The sequence below is a fragment of the Streptomyces sp. NPDC006435 genome (assembly GCF_040612315.1).
Taxonomy (GTDB): domain Bacteria; phylum Actinomycetota; class Actinomycetes; order Streptomycetales; family Streptomycetaceae; genus Streptomyces.
The window spans coordinates 20,780-42,182 of the sequence record NZ_JBEXPY010000028.1; the positions used below are offsets into that span (position 1 = coordinate 20,780).

General features: G+C 71.6%; 19 protein-coding genes. 11 read left to right on the top strand and 8 right to left on the bottom strand.

Features of this window, described 5'->3' with window-relative positions; all coding sequences use genetic code 11:
- Complete coding sequence (gene fabG / locus ABZZ04_RS25195; RefSeq protein WP_356934475.1) at positions 1-720, bottom strand: 3-oxoacyl-[acyl-carrier-protein] reductase; 720 nt, start codon at positions 718-720, stop codon at positions 1-3.
- A gap of 231 nt (positions 721-951) precedes the next feature.
- Here fabG and ABZZ04_RS25200 point away from each other — a divergent pair, with 231 nt between their 5' ends.
- From ABZZ04_RS25200 to tyrS, 3 genes are read left to right on the top strand one after another with little or no spacing between them, the layout of a single operon-like run.
- On the top strand, positions 952-2,475 hold the full coding sequence (locus tag ABZZ04_RS25200; RefSeq protein ID WP_356934476.1) for a TldD/PmbA family protein: 1,524 nt from the start codon (positions 952-954) through the stop codon (positions 2,473-2,475).
- Positions 2,472-3,866, top strand: a complete 1,395-nt coding sequence (locus ABZZ04_RS25205; protein ID WP_356934477.1) for a metallopeptidase TldD-related protein — start codon at positions 2,472-2,474, stop codon at positions 3,864-3,866. Before ABZZ04_RS25200 ends, ABZZ04_RS25205 begins: the two co-directional genes overlap by 4 nt.
- 53 nt (positions 3,867-3,919) lie before the next feature.
- Positions 3,920-5,185: a tyrosine--tRNA ligase gene (gene tyrS, locus ABZZ04_RS25210; protein ID WP_356934478.1), complete on the top strand. Its 1,266-nt coding sequence runs from the start codon at positions 3,920-3,922 to the stop codon at positions 5,183-5,185.
- 75 nt (positions 5,186-5,260) lie between these two features.
- Here tyrS and ABZZ04_RS25215 read toward each other — a convergent pair whose 3' ends face one another.
- Positions 5,261-5,536, bottom strand: coding sequence for a GlsB/YeaQ/YmgE family stress response membrane protein (locus ABZZ04_RS25215; protein WP_356934479.1), 276 nt, complete (start codon positions 5,534-5,536; stop codon positions 5,261-5,263).
- A 244-nt stretch (positions 5,537-5,780) separates the two neighbouring features.
- On the opposite strand from ABZZ04_RS25215, the gene ABZZ04_RS25220 reads away from it, so the two are divergent.
- Entirely contained in the window at positions 5,781-6,146 is a 366-nt protein-coding gene (locus ABZZ04_RS25220) for a DUF3099 domain-containing protein (protein WP_356934480.1), read from the top strand.
- A gap of 237 nt (positions 6,147-6,383) precedes the next feature.
- A complete protein-coding gene (locus ABZZ04_RS25225) occupies positions 6,384-6,641 on the top strand; it encodes a hypothetical protein (protein WP_356934481.1) in 258 nt (85 codons plus the stop codon).
- A 79-nt stretch (positions 6,642-6,720) separates the two neighbouring features.
- On the opposite strand, the gene moaA is transcribed toward ABZZ04_RS25225, so the two are convergent.
- The 3 genes from moaA to ABZZ04_RS25240 form a co-directional block, all read right to left on the bottom strand.
- Complete coding sequence (moaA, locus tag ABZZ04_RS25230) at positions 6,721-7,710, bottom strand: GTP 3',8-cyclase MoaA (RefSeq protein ID WP_356934482.1); 990 nt, start codon at positions 7,708-7,710, stop codon at positions 6,721-6,723.
- Between the two features lie 173 nt (positions 7,711-7,883).
- Entirely contained in the window at positions 7,884-9,524 is a 1,641-nt protein-coding gene (locus ABZZ04_RS25235) for a cation acetate symporter (RefSeq protein ID WP_356934483.1), read from the bottom strand.
- Positions 9,521-9,889, bottom strand: a complete 369-nt coding sequence (locus ABZZ04_RS25240) for a DUF485 domain-containing protein (protein ID WP_356934484.1) — start codon at positions 9,887-9,889, stop codon at positions 9,521-9,523. The genes ABZZ04_RS25235 and ABZZ04_RS25240 overlap by 4 nt, the downstream gene beginning before the upstream one ends.
- Positions 9,890-10,189: 300 nt before the next feature.
- Here ABZZ04_RS25240 and ABZZ04_RS25245 point away from each other — a divergent pair, with 300 nt between their 5' ends.
- Complete coding sequence (locus ABZZ04_RS25245) at positions 10,190-11,725, top strand: S8 family serine peptidase (protein WP_356934485.1); 1,536 nt, start codon at positions 10,190-10,192, stop codon at positions 11,723-11,725.
- A 160-nt stretch (positions 11,726-11,885) separates the two neighbouring features.
- On the top strand, positions 11,886-13,322 hold the full coding sequence (locus ABZZ04_RS25250) for a CoA transferase (protein ID WP_356934486.1): 1,437 nt from the start codon (positions 11,886-11,888) through the stop codon (positions 13,320-13,322).
- A gap of 6 nt (positions 13,323-13,328) precedes the next feature.
- Here the strand turns inward: ABZZ04_RS25250 and ABZZ04_RS25255 are convergent, their stop codons facing one another.
- The gene (locus ABZZ04_RS25255; protein WP_356934487.1) at positions 13,329-14,078 is read right to left on the bottom strand and encodes a lysoplasmalogenase; all 750 of its coding nucleotides are present in this window, start codon (positions 14,076-14,078) and stop codon (positions 13,329-13,331) included.
- Positions 14,075-14,962, bottom strand: coding sequence for a sterol desaturase family protein (locus tag ABZZ04_RS25260; protein ID WP_356934488.1), 888 nt, complete (start codon positions 14,960-14,962; stop codon positions 14,075-14,077). Before ABZZ04_RS25260 ends, ABZZ04_RS25255 begins: the two co-directional genes overlap by 4 nt.
- 158 nt (positions 14,963-15,120) lie before the next feature.
- Between ABZZ04_RS25260 and ABZZ04_RS25265 the strand changes: the two genes are divergently transcribed.
- Entirely contained in the window at positions 15,121-18,222 is a 3,102-nt protein-coding gene (locus tag ABZZ04_RS25265) for an NACHT domain-containing protein (RefSeq protein WP_356934489.1), read from the top strand.
- 12 nt (positions 18,223-18,234) lie between these two features.
- Here ABZZ04_RS25265 and ABZZ04_RS25270 read toward each other — a convergent pair whose 3' ends face one another.
- Positions 18,235-18,948: a VIT family protein gene (locus ABZZ04_RS25270; RefSeq protein ID WP_356934490.1), complete on the bottom strand. Its 714-nt coding sequence runs from the start codon at positions 18,946-18,948 to the stop codon at positions 18,235-18,237.
- Between the two features lie 133 nt (positions 18,949-19,081).
- On the opposite strand from ABZZ04_RS25270, the gene ABZZ04_RS25275 reads away from it, so the two are divergent.
- From ABZZ04_RS25275 to ABZZ04_RS25285, 3 genes are all read left to right on the top strand, one after another.
- Positions 19,082-20,080: a DEDDh family exonuclease gene (locus tag ABZZ04_RS25275; protein ID WP_356934491.1), complete on the top strand. Its 999-nt coding sequence runs from the start codon at positions 19,082-19,084 to the stop codon at positions 20,078-20,080.
- 64 nt (positions 20,081-20,144) lie between these two features.
- A complete protein-coding gene (locus ABZZ04_RS25280) occupies positions 20,145-20,378 on the top strand; it encodes a hypothetical protein (protein ID WP_078532401.1) in 234 nt (77 codons plus the stop codon).
- 72 nt (positions 20,379-20,450) lie between these two features.
- A complete protein-coding gene (locus tag ABZZ04_RS25285) occupies positions 20,451-21,272 on the top strand; it encodes an SURF1 family protein (protein WP_356934492.1) in 822 nt (273 codons plus the stop codon).
- The last annotated feature ends 131 nt before the right edge of the window (positions 21,273-21,403 follow it).

Below are 21,403 nucleotides of genomic sequence, written 5' to 3' on the forward strand. Positions count from 1 at the left end.
TCAGTGACCCATGCCCAATCCGCCGTCAACGGGGATGACGGCTCCAGTGATGTACGACGCGTCGTCGGAGGCGAGGAAGCGCACCGCGGCGGCGATCTCCTCGGGCTGCGCGTAGCGGCCGAGCGGCACCTGGGACACGATGCCCTTGCGCTGCTCCTCGGTGAGCACCTGCGTCATGTCGGTGTCGACGAAGCCGGGTGCGACGACGTTGAAGGTGATGTTCCGCGAACCGAGTTCCCGGGCCAGGGACCGGGCGAAACCGACCAGACCCGCCTTCGAGGCGGCGTAGTTCGCCTGCCCGGCGGAGCCGAGGAGCCCGACGACGGAGGAGATGAGGACGACCCGGCCCTTCTTGGCGCGCAGCATGCCGCGGTTGGCACGCTTGACGACCCGGAAGGTGCCGGTGAGGTTGGTGTCGACCACGGACGTGAAGTCGTCCTCCGACATCCGCATCAGCAACTGGTCCTTGGTGATACCGGCGTTGGCGACCAGTACCTCGACAGGACCGTGCTTCTCCTCGATCTCCTTGTAGGCCTGCTCCACCTGTTCGGCGTCCGTGATGTCGCAACGGACCGCCAGGCAGCCCGCTTCGGTGAGGACCTGGGGCGGTTCGCCGGAGCGGTAGGTGATCGCGACCTTGTCGCCGTTGTCGGCGAAAGCGCGGGCGATGGCGAGGCCGATGCCCCGGTTTCCTCCGGTGACGAGAACCGAGCGGCTCAACGGATCACCCTTTCGATAGCGGTCTGGATGCATCAAAAACCTATCGGTAAGCCCTGCTCCGCGAGGAATCGGCCCCTGACAGCGCCTTTGGCCGGGCACTGTGGGGTTCCTACAGACGATCACCCGAGGGGGCGCACCCCGGCGGGTCCCGACGGGCGGCACCGGATATCCCCGGGTGCGGTCACCGTGCGGCGTGATTCACTTCCGTGGTGTATCGAGAAGGGAATCCCTGTGCCCCATGAGGTAGATCAGTCTTTTCTGGCCCTGCCCCTGCGCGCCCTCGCCGACGCGGCGCTCGCCCGCGCGCGGGCGCTGGGTGCCGTGCATGCCGACTTCCGCTTCGAGCGGGTGCGCAGCGCGTCCTGGCGGCTGCGGGACGCCCGGCCCGCAGGCTCCTCGGACACCACCGATCTCGGGTACGCGGTGCGGGTGGTGCACGGCGGCGCGTGGGGGTTCGCGTCCGGGGTGGACTTGACGATGGACGCGGCGGCGAAGGTGGCCTCGCAGGCCGTGGCCATGGCGAAGCTGTCGGCGAAGGTGATCGCGGCGGCCGGCTCGGACGAGCGGGTCGAGCTGGCGGACGAGCCGTCGCACGGCGAGCGGACCTGGGTGTCGGCGTACGAGGTCGATCCCTTCGACGTGCCGGACGAGGAGAAGGCGGGGCTGCTCGCCGAGTGGAGCTCCCGGCTCCTGGGCGCCGAGGGCGTCGCGCACGTGGACGCCTCGCTGACGGCGGTGCACGAGAACAAGTTCTACGCGGACACGGCGGGCACCGTGACCACCCAGCAGCGGGTCCGGCTGCACCCGGAGTTCACCGCGGTGGCCGTGGACGGGACGACCGGCGAGTTCGACTCGATGCGGACGATCGCCCCGCCGGTGGGCCGCGGCTGGGAGTACATGACCGGGACCGGCTGGGACTGGGACGACGAGCTGGCGCGGATTCCCGGCCTGCTGGCCGAGAAGATGCGGGCGCCAAGCGTCGAGGCGGGGACGTACGACCTGGTCGTCGACCCGTCCAACCTCTGGCTGACCATCCACGAGTCGATCGGACATGCCACGGAGCTGGACCGGGCGCTGGGCTACGAGGCGGCGTACGCCGGGACCTCGTTCGCCACCTTCGACCAGCTGGGGAAGCTGGCGTACGGCTCCTCCGTGATGAACGTGACCGGTGACCGCACCGCCGAGCACGGGCTCGCGACCATCGGGTACGACGACGAGGGCGTCGAGGCGCAGTCCTGGGACCTGGTCAGGAACGGGACGCTGGTCGGGTACCAGCTGGACCGGCGGATCGCGAGGCTGACGGGGCTGGGCCGGTCCAACGGCTGCGCCTACGCGGACTCGCCGGGGCACGTCCCCGTCCAGCGGATGGCGAACGTGTCACTGCAGCCGGAGCCGGGCGGGCTGTCCACGGAGGACCTGATCGGCGGGGTGGAGCGCGGGATCTACGTGGTCGGCGACCGGTCCTGGTCGATCGACATGCAGCGCTACAACTTCCAGTTCACCGGGCAGCGGTTCTTCCGCATCGAGAACGGCCGACTGGCCGGTCAGCTCCGCGATGTCGCCTACCAGGCGACGACGACGGACTTCTGGGGCTCGATGGAGAAGGTCGGCGGCCCGCAGACGTACGTCCTGGGCGGCGCCTTCAACTGCGGCAAGGCCCAGCCCGGCCAGGTCGCGGCCGTCTCGCACGGCTGCCCCTCCGCCCTCTTCCGGGGCGTGAACATCCTCAACACGACGCAGGAGGCCGGACGATGAGCCGCGTCAGCAAGCCGCACGAGATCGTCGAGCGGGCGCTCGAACTGTCCACCGCGGACGGGTGCGTGGTCATCGCCGACGAGGAGTCGTCGGCGAACCTGCGCTGGGCCGGCAACGCCCTCACCACGAACGGGGTGACGCGGGGGCGGACCCTGACCGTCATCGCGACCGTGGACGGTGCGCAGGGCACCGCGTCCGGGGTGGTGTCGCGGTCGGCCGTCACCGCCGAGGACCTGGAGCCGCTGGTACGGGCCGCCGAGGCCGCCGCGCGCGGGGCCGGTCCCGCGGAGGACGCCCAGCCGCTGGTCGGCGGGGTGCCCGTGTCGCCCGACTTCACGGACGCGCCGGCCGAGACGGGCTCGGACGTCTTCGCGGAGTTCGCCCCGGCGCTCGGCGAGGCCTTCGCCCGGGCCCGTTCCGGCGGCCGTGAGCTGTACGGCTTCGCCAACCACGAGATGACCTCCACCTACCTCGGCACGTCGACGGGGCTGCGGCTGCGCCACGACCAGCCGAACGGGACGCTGGAGCTCAACGCGAAGTCGCCCGACCGGACCCGCTCGACCTGGGCGGGCCGTTCCACGCGCGACTTCAAGGACGTCGACCCGGCCGAGCTCGACGCGGAGCTGGCGCGGCGGCTGAGCTGGTCGGAGCGCCGGATCGAGCTGCCCGCCGGGCGGTACGAGACGCTGCTGCCGCCGACCGCGGTGGCCGACCTGCTGATCTACCAGCTGTGGTCGTCGACGGCGCGGGACGCCGCGGAGGGCCGGACGGTGTTCTCCCGTCCGGGCGGCGGGACCAGGCTCGGCGAGAAGCTGTCCGAGCTGCCGCTGACCCTGCGCAGCGACCCGCACGCGCCGGGGCTCGAATCGGCGCCGTTCGTGATCGCCCACTCCTCCGGGGACAGCGCCTCCGTCTTCGACAACGGTCTGCCCCTGGCGCCGACCGACTGGATCCGGGGCGGCGAGCTGGCGCATCTGACGACCACCCGGCACACGGCGGGGCTGACCGGGCTGCCGGTCGCGCCCGCGATCGACAACCTGCTGCTGGACGGCGGCGGCGAGCGGTCCCTGGAGGAGATGGTGGCCTCGACGACCGGCCGGGGGCTGCTGCTGACCTGCCTGTGGTACATCCGGGAGGTCGATCCGGCGACGCTGCTGCTGACCGGGCTGACCCGTGACGGGGTGTACCTCGTCGAGGACGGCGAGGTCGTCGGCGAGGTGAACAACTTCCGGTTCAACGAGTCGCCGGTGGATCTGCTGTCCCGGGCCACCGAGGCGGGCCGCACCGGGAAGACGCTGCCGCGCGAGTGGGGCGACTGGTTCACCCGGGCCGCGATGCCCGCGCTGCGCATCCCCGACTTCAACATGAGCTCGGTGAGTCCGGGCGTGTGACCCGCCTAGACTGACTGTTGCAGTTCACCACACGTCTGAGGAGAGAAAGAACCGTGACGGACATCGTCGACGAGCTGAAGTGGCGCGGGCTGTTCGCCCAGTCCACCGATGAGGACGCACTGCGCAAGGCTCTCGCGGACGGTCCCGTCACCTTCTATTGCGGTTACGACCCCACCGCGGCGAGCCTGCACGTCGGCCACCTGGTGCAGGTGCTCACCATGCGCCGGCTCCAGCGGGCCGGTCTGCGTCCGCTCGCCCTGGTGGGCGGGGCCACCGGTCAGATCGGTGACCCGCGGCCGACCGCGGAGCGCACGCTGAACGACCCGGGGACAGTCGCCGGCTGGGTGTCGCGGCTGCGGGCCCAGATCGAGCCCTTCCTGTCCTTCGAGGGCGAGAACGCGGCGGTCATGGTGAACAACCTGGACTGGACGTCGGGCATGTCCGCGATCGAGTTCCTCCGGGACATCGGCAAGCACTTCCGCGTCAACAAGATGCTGACCAAGGACTCCATCGCCCGGCGGCTGGAGTCCGACGAGGGCATCAGCTACACCGAGTTCAGCTACCAGCTGCTCCAGAGCATGGACTTCCTGGAGCTGTACCGGCGCTACGGCTGCACCCTCCAGCAGGGCGGCAGCGACCAGTGGGGCAACCTCACCGCGGGTCTCGACCTGATCCACCGCCTGGAGCCGGGCGCCGAGGTGCACGCGCTGGCGACCCCGCTGATGACGAAGGCGGACGGGACGAAGTTCGGCAAGTCCGAGGGCGGGGCCGTCTGGCTCGACCCGACGATGACGACGCCGTACGCGTTCTACCAGTTCTGGCTGAACGTGGACGACCGGGACGTCTCCCGGTACATGCGCATCCTCAGCTTCCGCAGCCCCGCCGAGCTGGAGGAGCTGGAGAAGGTCACCGAGGAGCGTCCGCAGGCCCGGACGGCGCAGCGTGCGCTGGCCGAGGAGCTGACGACGCTGGTGCACGGCGCCGACCAGTGCGCCGCGGTCATCGCGGCGTCGAAGGCGCTGTTCGGCCAGGGCGAGCTCGGCGAGCTGGACGCGGCGACGCTGGCCGCCGCGCTGTCCGAGGTGCCGCACGCCCGGGTCACCGAGCTCGGCCCGCTGGTGGACCTGCTGGTGGAGGTCGGTCTGGCGCCGAGCAAGTCGGGGGCCCGTCGCACGGTGAAGGAGGGCGGCGCGTACGTGAACAACGTCAAGGTCACCGACGGCGAGATCGCGCCGGCCCGTGAGGAACTGCTGCACGGGCGCTGGCTGGTGCTGCGCCGGGGCAAGAAGAACCTCGCCGCCATCGAGGTCACCGGCTGATCCCGGAGCCGATCGGCACTGCGGCCGGACACGCTCGTACGAGCGTGTCCGGCCGCAGTGCGTGGTGCCGGTGGTTCAGGCCTTCTGTCTGGTACCGCGGATCGAGGCCCACAGCATGTCGCCGACCCCGACGACGGCCACCGCGCCGATCAGCTGGAACAGGTGGCGCGTCCAGTCGATGCCCTTGGTGTCGTTCACACCGATCCAGGTGGCGACCGCGTTGCCGAGGACGCTGCCGATGATGCCGAAGACGGTTGTCAGCCAGAGGGGGATGTTCTGTTTGCCGGGCAGGATCGCCTTCGCGATCAGGCCGAGCACCAGCCCCACGATGATTGCCCACAGCCAGCCCATGTCGCCTCCTCGTGCGACGCGATGTCGCGCATGTCCCGCCCAGTGTCGGCCCGCGGGGCGCGGCCCGCACGTCGGGGGAGCCCGGACGTGCGGCACGGGCACCGGTATGCACGAACCGGGCGTGCCCCGGTCTCGAAGCCGTCGCAACCCGGGCGTACCGTGGATGCGGTCCGGTCCGGGAGCGTCCGGCGCGGGAAATGAGGTGCCCCCGGTCCGTCGGTGTCGGGGGAAGGGTGGAGACGTGATGCGGAAGCGGAGCGGCGACGAGGTCTTCCGGATCACGGGGGCCCGGCAGGGACTCGCGGACGACGTGCGCGGCAGACAGCGGCGCTATGTGATCTCGATGTCCGTGCGGACGGTCTCGGTGATCCTGGCCGCCGTGCTGTGGAACGTCGAACGGTACGTCGCGATCGTGGCCCTGGTGCTCGGTGTGCTGCTCCCCTACGTGGCGGTGGTCATCGCCAACGCGGGCCGGGAGAACACTCCTTCGCTCCCCTCGACCTTCGTACCGGCGCCGATGCGGCCGGCCCTCGACGCGGCGCCGGTGTCCGGCGGCACGGACCCCGGCCCGAAAAGCGGCGAAACGCCCCGTGGTGCCGGATCGGCGTGAGCCCGGTCGGGGCTTCCCTCACCGAATCCTCAAGAGAACCTCAGATCAATCATGAAGTTCTGGTGCACCGCACCCCGGTGTGCGTGACATACTGCGTAGGCGCTCCGCATCCCCCGTCGGAGCGACAGACCGACGCCGGGCAGCTCCCCCCGTGGCTGCTCGGCGTCGCTTTTCTCCGGCACGGGGTGACGCGGACGGCCGGGGAACCGCGGTTCGACAGCCCTTAGGGTTGAGTCCGTGAACTCCCCTGATACCGCAGCCGACGATGCCGCGCCCATCTGTTCCGCCAAGGGCTGCCGGGCCGACGCCGTGTGGGTGCTCGCCTGGAACAACCCGAAGCTGCACACCCCGGAGCGTCGCAAGACCTGGCTGGCCTGCGAGGAGCACCGGGAGCACCTCTCCTCGTTCCTCGGCGTCCGCGGCTTCCTCAAGGACGTGGTGACGCTGGCGGAGTGGGAGTCCGCCGGGCCCGAACCGGGCGGTGCCCAGGGGTAGTTCCCGGTAGTTCCCCTCCTGCCGCACGGTCCGGTGCCGCACGGTCCGGGTGGACGGCGCCGCTGCCGGGAGGGGCGGCCTATCCGCCGATCGCCGACATGGGCCGGTCCGGCTGGAGGAAGGAGGGGTCGTCCAGTCCCGATCCGGCTTTCTTCCCCCACATCGCCTCCGTCCAGATCCGGGCGATCTCCTCGTCGGGCGCGCCCGAGCGCAGGGCACCGCGCAGGTCCGTCTCCTCGCGGGCGAAGAGGCAGGTGCGGACCTGTCCGTCGGCGGTGAGTCTGGTCCGGTCGCAGGCCCCGCAGAAGGGGCGGGTGACGGAGGCGATGACCCCGACCCGGTGCGGTCCGCCGTCGACGATCCAGCGCTCCGCGGGGGCGGAGCCGCGCTCCGTGTCGCCCTCCTCGGTGAGGGTGAAGCGGGTGCGCAGCGACTGGAGGATGTCGCCCGCCGTGATCATGCCGTCGCGCTTCCAGCCGTGCTGGGCGTCGAGCGGCATCTGCTCGATGAAGCGGAGCTCGTAGTCGTGCTCGACGGCCCAGGCGAGCAGCTCGGGGGCCTCGTCGTCGTTGAGTCCCGGCATGAGGACGGTGTTGACCTTGACCGGGTCGAGTCCGGCGTCACGGGCGGCTTCGAGGCCGGCCAGCACGTCGTGGAGGCGGTCGCGGCGGGTGAGCGCCTTGAAGGTCTCGGGGCGCAGGGTGTCCAGCGAGACGTTGACCCGGTCGAGCCCCGCCGCCCCGAGCGCGGCGGCGGTGCGCTTCAGTCCGATTCCGTTGGTGGTGAGCGACATCCTGGGGCGCGGGTCCAGGGCAGCGCACCGTTCGACGACGGAGACCAGGCCGGGGCGCAGCAGCGGCTCGCCGCCGGTGAACCGGACCTCGGTGATGCCCAGCCGGGTGACGGCGATGTGGATCAGCCGGACGATCTCGTCGTCGCTGAGCAGGTCGGGTTTGGCGAGCCACTGCAGGCCCTCCTCGGGCATGCAGTACGTGCATCGGAGGTTGCACCGGTCGGTCAGTGAGACGCGCAGGTCGGTGGCGACCCTGCCGTAGGTGTCGATGAGCATGTGGCCCCCTCCCCCGATGGCTTTCCGGTGCCGCTCCCGGGTGTACGGGCGGCGGTTCCGGCTGGCTCCTTCGAGCCTACGCGAGAGCTGTGACATCGAGGGGGCCCGTAAGCCACGAGGAGCGGCACGGCCGTGTCGTAGGACCCTACGACACGGCCGTGTGCGGTGTTCGTTCAGTGCGCCCCGACGCCGGTGAGGGACTTGACCTCCAGCTCGGCGTACTTGCCCTTGTCCGGCTCCTCCTTCGAGAGGAGGGAGCCGATCCAGCCGAGCAGGAAGCCCAGCGGGATGGAGATCAGGCCGGGGTTCTCCAGCGGGAACCAGGCGAAGTCGACGCCCTTGAACATCGATGTCTTCGGGTTTCCGGAGACGACCGGCGAGAACAGCACCAGGATCACCGAGCTGGCCAGGCCGCCGTAGATCGACCACAGCGCGCCCTGGGTGGTGAACCGCTTCCAGAAGAGGCTGTAGAGGATGGTCGGCAGGTTGGCGGACGCGGCGACGGCGAAGGCGAGGGCCACGAGCCCGGCGACGTTCATGTCGCGGGCGAAGGCGCCCAGGACGATCGCGACCGCGCCGATGAGGACGGTGGCCCAGCGGGCGGCCCGCATCTCCTCCTTCTCGGTGGCCTTCCCCCTGCGGATGACGTTGGCGTAGATGTCGTGCGCGAAGGAGGACGAGGAGGCGAGGGTGAGCCCCGCGACGACGGCGAGGATGGTGGCGAAGGCGACGGCGGAGATCACCGCGAGCAGCACGGCGCCGCCGGTGGAGCCGACCCCGCCGAGGTATTCGGCGAGTTGCGGGGCGGCGGCGTTCCCGGCCGGGTTCTTGGCCTTGATCTCGGCCGGGCCGATCAGGGCCGCGGCGCCGAAGCCGAGCGCGATCGTCATCAGGTAGAAGGCGCCGATGATGCCGATGGCCCAGTTGACGGACTTCCGGGCGGCCTTGGCGGTCGGCACGGTGTAGAAGCGGATCAGGATGTGCGGCAGGCCGGCGGTGCCGAGGACGAGTGCGATGCCGAGGGAGAGGAAGTCCAGCTTCGAGGTGCCGGTGGCACCGTACTTGAGGCCGGGTTCCAGGAAGGCCGCTCCGTGGCCGCTCTTCGCGGCGGCCGTGCCCAGCAGGTCGGAGATGTTGAAGTCGAACTTCAGCAGCACCAGGAAGGTCATCAGCAGGGCGCCCGCGATCAGCAGGACGGCCTTCACCATCTGCACCCAGGTGGTGCCCTTCATGCCGCCGATGGTGACGTACACGATCATCAGCACGCCGACCAGGGAGACGATGAGGATCTTGCCCGCGTCGCTGGTGATGCCGAGGAGGAGGGCGACCAGGACGCCCGCGCCCGCCATCTGCGCCAACAGGTAGAAGATCGAGACGACGATGGTGGAGACACCGGCGGCGGTGCGGACCGGGCGCTGGCGCATCCGGTAGGCGAGGACGTCGCCCATCGTGTAGCGGCCCGAGTTGCGCAGCGGTTCGGCGACCAGCAGCAGGGCCACCAGCCAGGCGACGAGGAAGCCGATGGAGTACAGGAAGCCGTCGTAGCCGAAGAGGGCGATGGCACCGGCGATGCCGAGGAACGAGGCCGCCGACATGTAGTCGCCGGAGACCGCGAGTCCGTTCTGGAAGGCGGTGAACTGGCGGCCGCCCGCGTAGAAGTCGGCGGCGCTCCTGGTCTGGCGTCCGGCCCAGACGGTGATGCCCAGGGTCGCGGCGACGAACACGGCGAAGAGCGTGATGATCAGCGGCCGGTGCTCGGTGGTGGACGAGGCGGCCAGCTGGAGGGCGTGGTGCGAGGGGTACGCGGCGCTCATGCGTCGGCCTCCATGCGGGACTTGATCGCCTCGGCCTTCGGGTCGAGCTTCGCCGCGGCGTGGCGCGAGTAGAACCAGGCGATGAGGAAGGTGGTGGCGAACTGGGCGAGACCGAACACGAAGGCCACGTTGATGTTGCCGTACACCTTGGTGCCCATGAAGCCGCCCGCGTAGTTGGACAGCAGCACGTACAGCAGGTACCAGAGGACGAAGGCGACGGTCAGCGGGAAGGCGAACGAGCGGTACGTGCGGCGCAGTTCGCCGAACTCCTCGCTCTCCTGCGTCTCGAGGAACGCCTCGGTCGTGGGCCGGGTGGGGCGGGTGTCCGTACTGCCCTCGGGCGGCGGCGGTGCTTCGGTAGCCACGGAATCTCCTCGCGACGCGGGTGCGGTGGGGTGGGTGACGGTCGGTCTCATCGGGAAGGCCGGGTGCGGAACCCCTTCCCGGCGGGGGCGGGGAGCGCTCTCCCCGTCATGGGCACGGAGGGTTCCGCGGGGCGGTTCACCCCGGACTCCGACTTCTCCCGCCGCTCCCTGCCGCCGTCCGGTCGAATCCGTTACCACGAACTCATTGATGAGCAGGGATGATCAGCGATAACTTCACACGTCATGTACGCGATCGGCCACATCGTGCCGGTCGCTCGGCACGGATGATGTGGAGACCCCATGGCTCAGCTGGGATCCAGGCGGACGCGCGCACTGACATTGCCCGTCGGGCTGGCCCTCACCGCCTCGCTCGGCTTCCTCCCCGCGGGTGCCGCCTCCGCCGCACCGGTGGACGCGCAGCCCGCGGCGACGGTGTCGACGGACGGCCCGAAGCTCTCCTACGTGGTCAACACGCGTGGCAACCACGGCACGGTCAAGCAGGTGAAGAAGGCGATAGCCGCGGCCGGCGGCACGGTGGTGGTCGCCTACGAGCAGATCGGCGTCATCGTCGCCCACTCGCAGAACCCGGACTTCGCGAAGACGATCCGCCGGGCCAAGGGCGTGGATTCGGCAGGGGCCACCCGCACCAACCCCATCGTCCCGCAGGCCACCACGGACACCGGGGACGACCAGCCGCTCAGCGCCGCCCAGGCGAAGAGCGCGGCGGCGCGGGCCGCGGCGGACCAGGACCCGATGGAGCCCCTGCAGTGGGACCTGCCCGCCATCAAGGCGGACCAGGCGCACAAGAAGACGCTGGGCAGCAGCAAGGTCACGGTCGCGGTCATCGACACGGGTGTCGACGACACCCACCCGGACCTGGCGCCGAACTTCAACCGCGGGGCCTCGGCGAGCTGCGTCTCCGGTGCGCCGGACACGACGGACGGCGCCTGGCGCCCGAAGGCCGGCGAGAGCAACCACGGCACGCACGTGGCGGGCACCATCGCCGCCGCGAAGAACGGCGTCGGCGTGACGGGCGTCGCGCCGGGGGTGAAGGTCGCCGGTATCAAGGTGGCGAACCCGGACGGCTTCTTCTACACCGAGTCGATCGTCTGCAGCTTCGTCTGGGCCGCCGAGCACGGGGTCGACGTCACCAACAACAGCTATTACACCGACCCGTGGATGTTCAACTGCAAGGAGGACGAGGACCAGGGCGCCCTGGTCGAGGCCGTCGCCCGTGCCACGCGGTACGCGGAGCGCAAGGGCGCGGTCAACGTCGCCTCGGCCGGCAACAGCGCCTTCGACCTGGCCTCCGACGCGATCGAGGACACGACCAGCCCGAACGACACCACCCCCGGCTCCCGGACCATCGACCCGTCCCAGTGCCTGGACATCCCCGCGCAGCTGCCGGGCGTGGTGACGGTCTCCGCGACCGGTGCCAAGGGCCTGAAGGCCTCGTACTCGAACTACGGGAACGGCGTCATCGACGTGGCGGCCCCGGGCGGTGACTCCACGGTCTACCAGACGCCCGCCCCGCCGGCCACGAGCGGTCTGATCCTGTCCACGCTGCCGGACGGCAAGTACGGCTACAAGGCCGGTACGTCGATGGCCTCCCCGCACGTCGCGGGTGTCGCGGCCCTGATCAAGTCGAAGCACCCGTACGCGTCCGCGGCCGCGGTGAAGGCGCTGCTGCTCGCGGAGGCCGACGCCACCGCGTGCGGCGAGCCGTACGACATCGACGGCGACGGCACGATCGACGCCGTCTGCGAGGGCGGCAAGAACCGCAACGGCTTCTACGGCGCCGGTGTGGTGAACGCGCTGAACGCGGTCCGCTGGTAGCGGGAAGCGGCACGAAGGGGAGGGTCCGGGGTCTTCGACCGGGCCCTCCCGCTGTTCACCGGGGCGTCGTGGCACCGTGACCCCGGAGAGCCGGGACTCCGTGGCTCCGGGGGCCCGGGGCGTCTTCCTCCGTGGTGGCACCCGGTGCCATAGTGCGGGGATGAACCAGGTACGTGCATCCGGCATCGAACAGGCGTGGGCGGCACTGGGCGGCGATCCCGCGCTGCTCTCCCGCATCGGGACGGCCGGCCGCGGCGGGGCGCTCCCCGCGCGGCTGCCCGTCATGGAACTGGCCCGGTCCACCGTGGCGGTCTGCTCGCTGGCCGCCGCCGAACTGGCCGCCCGCCGGACCGGCGGCCCGGTGCCGCGGGTCCGGGTCGACGACGGCGCGGTGGCGACGGCGTTCACCGGTGAGCGCCATCTGCGGATCGACGGGCGGGCGGCGACCGCCTTCGCCCCGTTGTCCAGGTTCTGGCGCTCGGCGGACGGCTGGGTCCGTACGCACGCCAACTACCCGCACCACCGGGCAAGGTTGCTCGCCACACTGGGGCTGCCCGGGGACACCCCGGACGACGTCGCGGTGGCGGCGGTGGCGGCCTCGTTCGCCGGGCGCCGGGGCGAGGAGATCGAGCGGACGGTGCACTCGGCGGGCGGCCTGGCCGTGGCCGCCCGCACCCCGGCGCAGTGGGCGGCCGATCCGCGGGGCGCCGCCCTGGCGGGCACGCCACTGGTGGCCGGGGAACGGCTCGACGACGCGCCGGCGCGCCGGGCGGCGGCGTCCGGCGGCGAACCCGGGCTGCCCGCCGCCGGGCTGCGCGTGCTGGACCTCACCCGGGTGATCGCCGGGCCCGTCGCCACCCGGACCCTGGCGCTGCTCGGCGCGGACGTGCTGCGGATCGACTCGCCGCGGCTGCCGGAGAGCCCGGACGCGCACGGCGACACCGGTTTCGGGAAGCGTTCGGCGGACCTGGATCTCGACCGCCCTTCCGGCAGGGCCGCTCTCGACGCGTTGCTGGACGACGCGGACGTGGTCGTCGTCGGGTACCGGCCGGGGGCGCTGGACCGGTTCGGGCTGACGCCCCGGTCCCTGGCCGCGCGCAGGCCGGGGCTGGTCGTCGCACGGTTGTCGGCCTGGGGGTCCGCCGGCCCGTGGGCGGAGCGGCGCGGCTTCGACAGCCTGGTGCAGGTGGCCACGGGCATCGCCTCGGTCCAGGCCGGGCCGGAGGGCGCACCGGGCGCGCTGCCCGCTCAGGCCCTGGACCACGGCACCGGCTATCTGCTGGCCGCCGCCGTGCTGCGGGCCCTGACCGGGCAGCACGACGAGGGCGGCTCCCGGCTGGTCACGCTCTCGCTGGCCCGTACCGCCGCCTGGCTGCTCGACGAACTGCCCGCCCCGGCCCCGGAAGACCGCGACACCGGTTCCGACGGGCCGTGCGCCCCGTACGACCCGGAGAAGTGGCTCACGGAGACGGACAGCCCGCTGGGCCGGCTGCGGCACGCGCTGCCGGCGGTCGCCTTCGACGGCTCCCCCGCGAACTGGGCGCGCCCGCCCGGCCCGCTGGGGGCGGACCGTCCGGGCTGGCTCGCGACCCGGTGAACACCCTCAGTCCCGGGGCCCGTCCGTCGTGGTGCGCACCGCCCGCTCCGGGGCGGGGCCGAGTGCCCCGGTGGTCAGCAGGTACTGCGCCGCGAGGTAGGTGAACATGACCCAGAAGTCGGGGGCGGGCAGTTGCGGCCAGTCGGCGATCCCGGTGGCGATCAGCCCGTCGGAGAGCAGGAAGAGTCCCCCGCCGACGGCCGCCCGCATGCCGAGGGCGCCGGACCGGCACGCCATCGCCGTGAGCAGCATGCTGTAGCCGGCCATCGGCACCCGCATGTCCGCGGGCAGCCCGTTCCAGAGCAGCGTGACGAAGACGGTCAGGGCCACCGCGTACCCCAGTGCGGCCACCGGTGAACTGTGGGCCCGTCCGAAGAGCCACAGGTAGCAGACGTGGCCGACGGCGAAGGAGCCCATCCCGACCAGGAAGGCCGTGTCGGAGTCGAGCAGCAGGAAGGTGTCGCCGCCCCAGCCGAACAGCAGCGCCGCGACGAGCAGCCGGGGACCGCGCCGGGCCAGTGCGTACCCCGCCAGCAGCGGCATCAGCAGGGGTTTCGCGATCTGGTGGGCGAGCTCGATCCCGGCGAGCACGCCGATGAGGTCGACGGCGCAGGCCACGAGGAACGCGACGAGCAGCGGGCGCACGAGGCGGTCCCGGCGGCCCGTGCCGGCGTCGGCCGCCGTCCGGCCCGCGCCGCGGGGGTCCCGGTCGGCGTCGGTGTTCGTCCGGGGGTCCCGGTCGGCTTCGGCGCTCATCCGGCGCGCTCCTCGGTGGGAAGGGTCGTGGTCGTGGTGGCCGCGGAGGCCGCGGCCGGCTGCCAGCCCGGCCCGCGGAAGATCCGTCCGGCGCGCTCGCTCCAGCTGCTCGCCGCCCGTACGTCGCGGGCGATGGCGGCGTACTCGTGGGTGGCGACCCGCAGCGGGTTGAACGTGTCGATGTTCTTGGTGAGGCCGAACACGGGGCGTTCCGTCTCGGCCGTGAAGGACCCGAAGAGCCGGTCCCAGACGATCAGGATGCCGCCGAAGTTCCGGTCCAGGTAGCCGCCCTGCGACGCGTGGTGCACCCGGTGGTGGGAGGGCGTGTTCAGCACGTACTCGAAGGGCCTGGGCAGCTTGTCGACGCGCTCGGTGTGCACCCAGAACTGGTAGACGAGGTTGGCCGACGAGCAGAAGGCGAGCGCGGCCGGGTGGACCCCGCAGGCGATCATCGGCAGGTAGAACGGCCAGACGGTCAGCGAGGTCCAGGGCTGGCGCAGCGCGGTGGAGAGGTTGAACTTCCGGCTGGAGTGGTGGACCACGTGGCAGGCCCAGAGGATCCGGATGACGTGGTGGCCGCGGTGCGACCAGTAGTAGAAGAAGTCCTGCGCGAGCAGCATCAGCAGAACGGTCCACCAGAGCACGGGTACGCGCAGCGGGGTCAGCTCGTAGACGGCGGTGTAGATCGCGACGACGGGCACTTTCCACAACAGGTCGAAGGCCAGACTGCCCAGCCCCATGCTGATGCTGGTGACGGTGTCCTTCGTCTCGTACCCGGCGGCCTCCTCGTCGGGATGGAAGTGGTGGAGGGCCATTTCCAGGACGGTGAGCAGGACAAAGGCCGGTATGGACCAGAGCACTACATCGGGCAGGTTCGTCGGCATGCCAGCACCGTAGAGCCGCAGGTGGGCCGGGGGCCAGACGTTGTTACCAACAAGTATGCGAGACGCGTTGTCAGCAGTCTTTGGATGGTTCTGCCAAGACGGGCTTCGCGGGCGTCATACGATCCCTGTGACCTGAGCCGCCCCGGGGAGGAAATGCCGTGCAGGGTCTGGAAGTTGCGCTGGTCCGGCTGGCGACGACGGTCATCGGCACGGTGGCCAGGTCGCTGGTCGCGCCGCGGCCGGGAGCGGGCCTGGTCCCGGACCCGGTGCGTCCGCTCCCCCGCCCGGCGAAGCCGGACCGGCTGGCGCGGGTGCTCGGCGAACGGCTGGCGGAGTCGTACGCCGGGCTGCCCGAGCACGAGCGGCTGGCCGCCGTGGAGGCGGTGCGGGACACCTTCGCGGCGGCGGGCGGGCTGACGGCGGAGCGGCTGTTCGCCGTCGGCCTGGAGCCCGAGCGGCTGCGCGCCGAGCTGTCGGCGCCCGCCGCGGGCCTCTCGGGGCGGGCGGTCGAGCTGTACGAGGAGCTGCTCGGCCGGTGCTGCGCGCATGCCGTGGAGCAGCTGACCGCCCAGCCGTCGTTCGCGGCGCGGGCGGCCGTGGAGCAGACCCGGGCGACGGAGCGGACGCGGGAGCTGGTGGCGGACGTCCGCGAACGGGTCGGCCCGCGCCCGGATTCCGCCGCCCTGGACTTCGAGCACCGGTACGCGGATTTCATGGCCGAGGCACACAGCCGGATGGGCCTGTTCGGGCTGACGCTCGGGCGGTCGGCGGCCGAATGGCCGCTGGAGACGGCCTACATCAGCCTGTCCGTGAGCGGGAACGGTGCCCGGCAGAGCATGCTGGAGCACCCCGCCGCGGTGACGGTCTCCGTCGAGCAGGCGCTGTCCGGGACGGACCGGCTGCTGCTGCGGGGCCCGGCCGGTTCGGGCAAGAGCACGCTGGTGCAGTGGCTCGCGGTGAACGCCGCCCGCCGGACGTTCGGCACCGGCCTGGCGGACTGGAACCGCTGTGTGCCGTTCGTCCTGCGACTGCGCGCGTTCACCTCGCACGGGGCCCTGCCCACGCCCGAGGAGTTCCTGCGCGCGGCCGGGGTGCCGCTGCACGGTGCGGCGCCCGCCGGCTGGGCGGACCGGCTGCTGACCGAGGGCCGGGGGCTGGTCCTGGTCGACGGGGTGGACGAGGTCCCGACGCGCCTGCGGCGGCGTACCGAGCAGTGGCTGAAGGGCCTGATCGTCGCGTACCCGAAGGCCCGCTACGTGGTGACGACCCGGCCGTCGGCGGTGCCGGAGGGCTGGCTGTCCGGCACCGGTCTCGACTTCGAGCCGCATGCGCTGCTGCCCATGAGCCGGGAGGACATCCGCCTGTTCGTCGAGCACTGGCACGCGGCGGCCCGCTCCGAGTGCGACGGCCCCGGGGAGCGCGAGCGGCTGGACGCGTACGAGTCCTCGCTGCGACGCGCGGTGGGCACCCGCCGGGACCTGGCACGGCTCGCAACGAACCCGCTGATGTGCGCCCTGCTGTGCGCGCTCAACCGAGACCGGCGGATGCAACTCCCGCGCGCCCGCAAGGAGTTGTACGACGCGGCGCTGGACATGCTGCTGGTGCGCCGGGACACCGAGCGGGAGATCACCGGGGTCGAGGGTGTGGACCTGACCCGCGAGGAGCAGACGGCGCTGCTGCAACGCCTCGCGTACTGGCTGATCCGCAACGGCCAGGTGGAGGCGGACCGCGACGAGGCCCGGTCCATGGTGGCCGAGTGGCTGGCGGCGATGCCCCAGGTGCGGGGGACGCCGGAGCAGGTGTTCGCGCACCTGCTGATCCGCAGCGGCCTGCTGCGCGAACCCGCCCCTGGCGCGGTGGGGTTCGTGCACCGGACCTTCCAGGACTACCTGGGCGCGAAGGCGGCGGTGGAGGCCCGCGACTTCGGCGTCCTGGTCAAGCACGCGCACGACGACCAGTGGCACGACGTGGTCCAGATGGCGGTGGGCCACGCCCGCGCGGACGAACGGGCCCGGCTGCTGCGGCGGTTGCTCAAACGCGCGGACCAGACCCAGAAACACCGGCACCGGCTCGTCCTGCTCGCGGCGGCAAGTCTGGAACACGCGCCGGAACTGGACCCGGCGGTGCGCACCGAGGTCCAGGGGCGGACGTCGGAGCTGCTGCCGCCGCGCGCCCAGGCGGAGGCGGAGGCCCTGGCCGAGGCCGGTGAGCTGGTACTGGAACTGCTGCCGGGGCCGGAGGAGGTGGAGGACGAACGCGCGGCAGGATATGTGGTACTGACGGCTGCACTCGTCGGCGGCGACGGAGCGTACGAAGTGGTCAAGCGCTACCGGGACGACGAACGGACCTGGGTGGCAGCCCAACTGGCCTACGCATGGAACTCGTTCGACACCGACGGCTACGCCCGGGAAGTGCTCGCGGCGCGGGCCTGGACCGAAGTCAACATCTCTGTGACGAACACCGGTCAGATGGCAGCCCTGCGATACGTGCCCGAGGCGCGAAGGATCGGATTGCGGGGCGATCATTCGGACCTGTCCCCACTGGTCCGGCGCCATGAGGTGGAGAGCCTCCTCATCTACGACAACAAAGCACTGACCGATGTCTCTCCACTGGCCTCGATGCGATCGCTCACGGAGGTGGGGCTCAGTCGGTGTCCCGAAGTCCGCGATCTGAGCCCACTGTCCAGCCTTCCTCTGACCCGGCTGTCCCTGAGTCAGCTCCATCCCGACGTACCAGCAGAACAGCTGGAGCCGCTCACGGAGGTCAACAACCTGATTCTGGGCCACCGCTTCGCCGTCAACAGCGTCGGGGAACTGCCACTGAGCGGCCGCATCAGGTCGCTTTTCCTGACCGAGGAGGCCCGAGAGCTGAGCCTGGAAGGAGTCGAACGGCACACCGAGCTGGAAGCCCTCCGTGTCGACAGTTCGTCGCAGCTCCAGTACGTGTGCCGGACCCGGTTCTTCCGTCGTCTCCGCATTCTCGTTCTCGGGTCTCTGGATGACCTGGAACTGTCCGAACTCGTCAGCTTGACCGCCCTGCACACACTCGTACTCACCCTTTGCCGTCTGCGGCACGGACTGGAGCCGCTGCGCGAGCTACCCGCGCTGAAAGAGCTCAGTCTGTACGCACTGTCCAAGCATGGCCCCTACGACCTGACTCCCCTGACCGATCTCGACAACCTCACGATCTACCTCGGCAGCGAGACGATGGCCACCGGAACCGAACTCTTCCCGCCCGAGCGCCTCGTACGACTCAGGTAGGGCCCGGCCCCCTCACACCCCCGCCGCCCCCAGCAACTGCCCCGCCGCGTAGGTGACCGCCATCGCCAGCGCTCCCCCGCCCATGTTCCGCAGCACCGCGGGCCCCGCCGCCGCCTCGCCCAGCCGGGCGCTCCACCAGCCGGTGAACGCCAGTGCCGCCAGCACCGACAGCACGGTCACCGGCAGCCGCAGCGACGTCGGGGGCAGCACGATCGCCAGCAGCGGCAGCAGCGCGCCGACCGTGAACGCCAGGAAGCTGGCGCCCGCCGCGTGCCACGGGTTGGTCAGCTCGTCCGGGTCGATGCCCAGCTCGACCGCCGCGTGGGCGCGCAGCGCGTCGCGTTCGGTGAGCTGGACGGCGGCCTCGCGGGCGACCTCGCGGCTCAGCCCCTTGCCCTCCAGCAGGCCGGTCAGCTCCTCCAGTTCCGCCTCCGGGGCCTCCATCAGCTCCTGCTTCTCCGTCGCCAGCGCGGCCATCTCCGAATCGCGCTGGGTGGAGACCGACACGTACTCGCCCGCCGCCATCGACATGGAGCCGGCCAGCAGCCCCGCCAGACCGGCCGTGAGCAGGGTGCCGCGGTCCCCGGTGGCGCCCGCCACGCCGACGACCAGGCCCGCGGTGGAGACCACCCCGTCGTTGGCGCCGAGGACGGCGGCGCGCAGCCAGTTCAGCCGGGTGCCGAGCCCGTTGCCGTGCGGTTCGTGGTGCGTCCGGGAATCCGTCACCCGGGGATGGTCTCACCCCGTTCCCTCGCAGACGCGCGGAGACACCGGCGTGTACGGGAAACCGGGGCCGGCCGGAACGGGAGAACCCGGGGCGGCCGGAATAGGAGACTGTCAGTCGCGGCCCGTATTCTCTGTGACCATGCTCGACGACCGCCAGACCGCAGGACCATGGCCGACCTCCTACCCGCAGGGGTACGCGGTCGTCGACGTGGAGACCACCGGGCTCGCCCGGGACGACCGGATAGTGTCCGCCGCCGTCTACCGTCTGGACGCCCGGGGCGACGTCGAGGACCACTGGTACACCCTCGTCAACCCGGAGCGCGATCCCGGTCCGGTCTGGATCCACGGCCTGACCAGCGACGTCCTCGAAGGCGCCCCGCTCTTCCCGGAGATCGCCGCCCAGTTGTCCGAGCGGCTCACGGGCCGTGTCCTGGTCGCGCACAACGCGGCCTTCGACTGGTCGATGCTGGCCCGGGAGTACGCGCGGGCCTCGGTCCTCGCCCCCGTCCAGCAGCGGCTGTGCACCATCGCGCTCTCCAAGGAGCTGCGGCTCCCGCTGCCCAACCACAAGCTGGAGTCGCTGGCCGCGCACTTCGGGGTCGTGCAGCAGCGCGCCCACCACGCGCTGGACGACGCCCGGGTCCTGGCCGAGGCGTTCCGGCCGAGCCTGCACGCGGCGGCGCGGGACGGGGTGCGGCTGCCGCTGCTGGAGTGCCGGCCGCTGACCGAGTGGTCGGACTCCCCGGTCACCCCGCGGTCCGGCCCCCGGTCCTCGTACGGTCAGGGTTCCTGGCGCGCCCCGCGCAAGCGCCCGGCGTGCCCGTATCCGAACCCGGGGCGGTACGAGAAGGACAAGCCGCTCAAGCAGGGGATGCGGGTGGCGTTCTCCGGCGACACCTCCATCGACCGCGAGCTGCTGGAGGACCGGGCCGTGGAGGCCGGGCTGCACGTGGCGACCAGTGTGTCCCGGCTCACCAGCCTGCTGGTGACCAACGACCCGGACTCGGCGACATCGAAGACGGTGAAGGCCAAGTCGTTCGGCACCCCGATCCTGGACGAGAGCGCGTTCACCCATCTGCTGCGCGACGTGGCACCCTCGACGGCGCGGCCGGCCACACCGTCATCGGAGTGAACCGGCGGCGACTCGCCCGCCCACCGCTCGCCCGCCGACGCCCTCGCGTCCGACCCTGTGGCGCATGGCACGTTGCGAGGTTTGCGGAAACGACTACGGCATGTCCTTCGAGGTGCACGCGCAGGGCGCGGTGCACGTCTTCGACTGTTTCTCCTGCGCCATCCACCGCATGGCACCCATCTGCGAGCACTGCCGGGTCCAGATCATCGGCCAGGGCGTGGAGGTCGAGGGGCACTGGTTCTGCGGCGGTCACTGCGCCCGCGCCGAGGGGAAGGTGGGCATCATCGACAAGGTCTGACCACCGGCCGCCGCACTTCCTTCCCCCACCCCTGCGCGATGCACCCCACGACCCCGGTTGTACCGTCGTGGGGTGTACCGCTTCCTGTTGACCCGGCAGTGGCTTCTCCTCGCCCTCCTCGCCCTCGTCCTGATTCCCACGATGGTCGAGCTGGGTTTCTGGCAGTTCCACCGGCATGAGCACAGGGTCGCGCAGAACGCCCTGATCTCCCGCAACCTCAAGGCTGAGCCGGTCCCGGTCGCCTCGCTCACCTCCCCGGGTCACACGGTCCCGCGGTCCGACTACTGGCGTACGGTGACGGCCACCGGCACGTACGACCCCGCGCACCAGGTGGTCGTGCGCCGCAGGACCTCCTCCGACGACCGGGTCGGCTTCCACGTGCTGATCCCGCTCGACCTCAAGGGTGGCGGCACGGTCCTGGTCAACCGCGGCTGGGTGCCCCCCGCCGCGAGCCAGCGCGACTTCCCCGACGTGCCGCCCGTGCCCCGGGGCGAGGTGACCGTCACCGGGCGGCTCAAGGCCGACGAGACGACGGACGCCAGCGGCATCAAGGACATCTCGGACCTGCCGGACCGCCAGGTGATGCTGATCAGCAGCGCCCAGGAGGCCGAGCGGCTCTCCCGTCCGGTGCTCGGCGGCTACATCGAGCAGACCGCGCCCGAGCCGGTCGACGGCTCCCCGGAGCTGATCGGGTCCCCCGATTCCGGTTCGATCGGCCCGCACATGGCGTATGCCGTGCAGTGGTGGCTGTTCGCCGCCGGTGTCCCGGTCGGGTACGTGGTCCTCGCCCGCCGGGAGAAGCGCGACCGGGCCCAGGCGGCGGCCGAGGAGGCGTCCTGTTCCGACCCGGAGGAGCCCGGCAGGCCGGAGAAGCCGGAGCCCGCGACGGCCTGACGCCGTGTCCGCGGACGAGGGCCGGGCGGGGACGGACGGAAGCCGGACGGCCCGGGGCGGGTACGGCCTGCTACCGGGCGACCCGGGTGCCTGTGTTGCTTAACGGGGCCCCGGTCCGGGAACACGCCAGA

Coding starts and splice junctions, on each gene's coding strand:
- ABZZ04_RS25235 (WP_356934483.1), bottom strand. CDS start 9,524: ATGAGCGCCGCGTACCCCTCGCACCACGCCCTCCAGCTGGCCGCCTCG.
- ABZZ04_RS25260 (WP_356934488.1), bottom strand. CDS start 14,962: ATGCCGACGAACCTGCCCGATGTAGTGCTCTGGTCCATACCGGCCTTT.
- ABZZ04_RS25220 (WP_356934480.1), top strand. CDS start 5,781: ATGCGGAAGCGGAGCGGCGACGAGGTCTTCCGGATCACGGGGGCCCGG.
- ABZZ04_RS25205 (WP_356934477.1), top strand. CDS start 2,472: ATGAGCCGCGTCAGCAAGCCGCACGAGATCGTCGAGCGGGCGCTCGAA.
- ABZZ04_RS25245 (WP_356934485.1), top strand. CDS start 10,190: ATGGCTCAGCTGGGATCCAGGCGGACGCGCGCACTGACATTGCCCGTC.
- ABZZ04_RS25250 (WP_356934486.1), top strand. CDS start 11,886: ATGAACCAGGTACGTGCATCCGGCATCGAACAGGCGTGGGCGGCACTG.
- ABZZ04_RS25255 (WP_356934487.1), bottom strand. CDS start 14,078: ATGAGCGCCGAAGCCGACCGGGACCCCCGGACGAACACCGACGCCGAC.
- moaA (WP_356934482.1), bottom strand. CDS start 7,710: ATGCTCATCGACACCTACGGCAGGGTCGCCACCGACCTGCGCGTCTCA.
- ABZZ04_RS25215 (WP_356934479.1), bottom strand. CDS start 5,536: ATGGGCTGGCTGTGGGCAATCATCGTGGGGCTGGTGCTCGGCCTGATC.
- ABZZ04_RS25280 (WP_078532401.1), top strand. CDS start 20,145: ATGGCACGTTGCGAGGTTTGCGGAAACGACTACGGCATGTCCTTCGAG.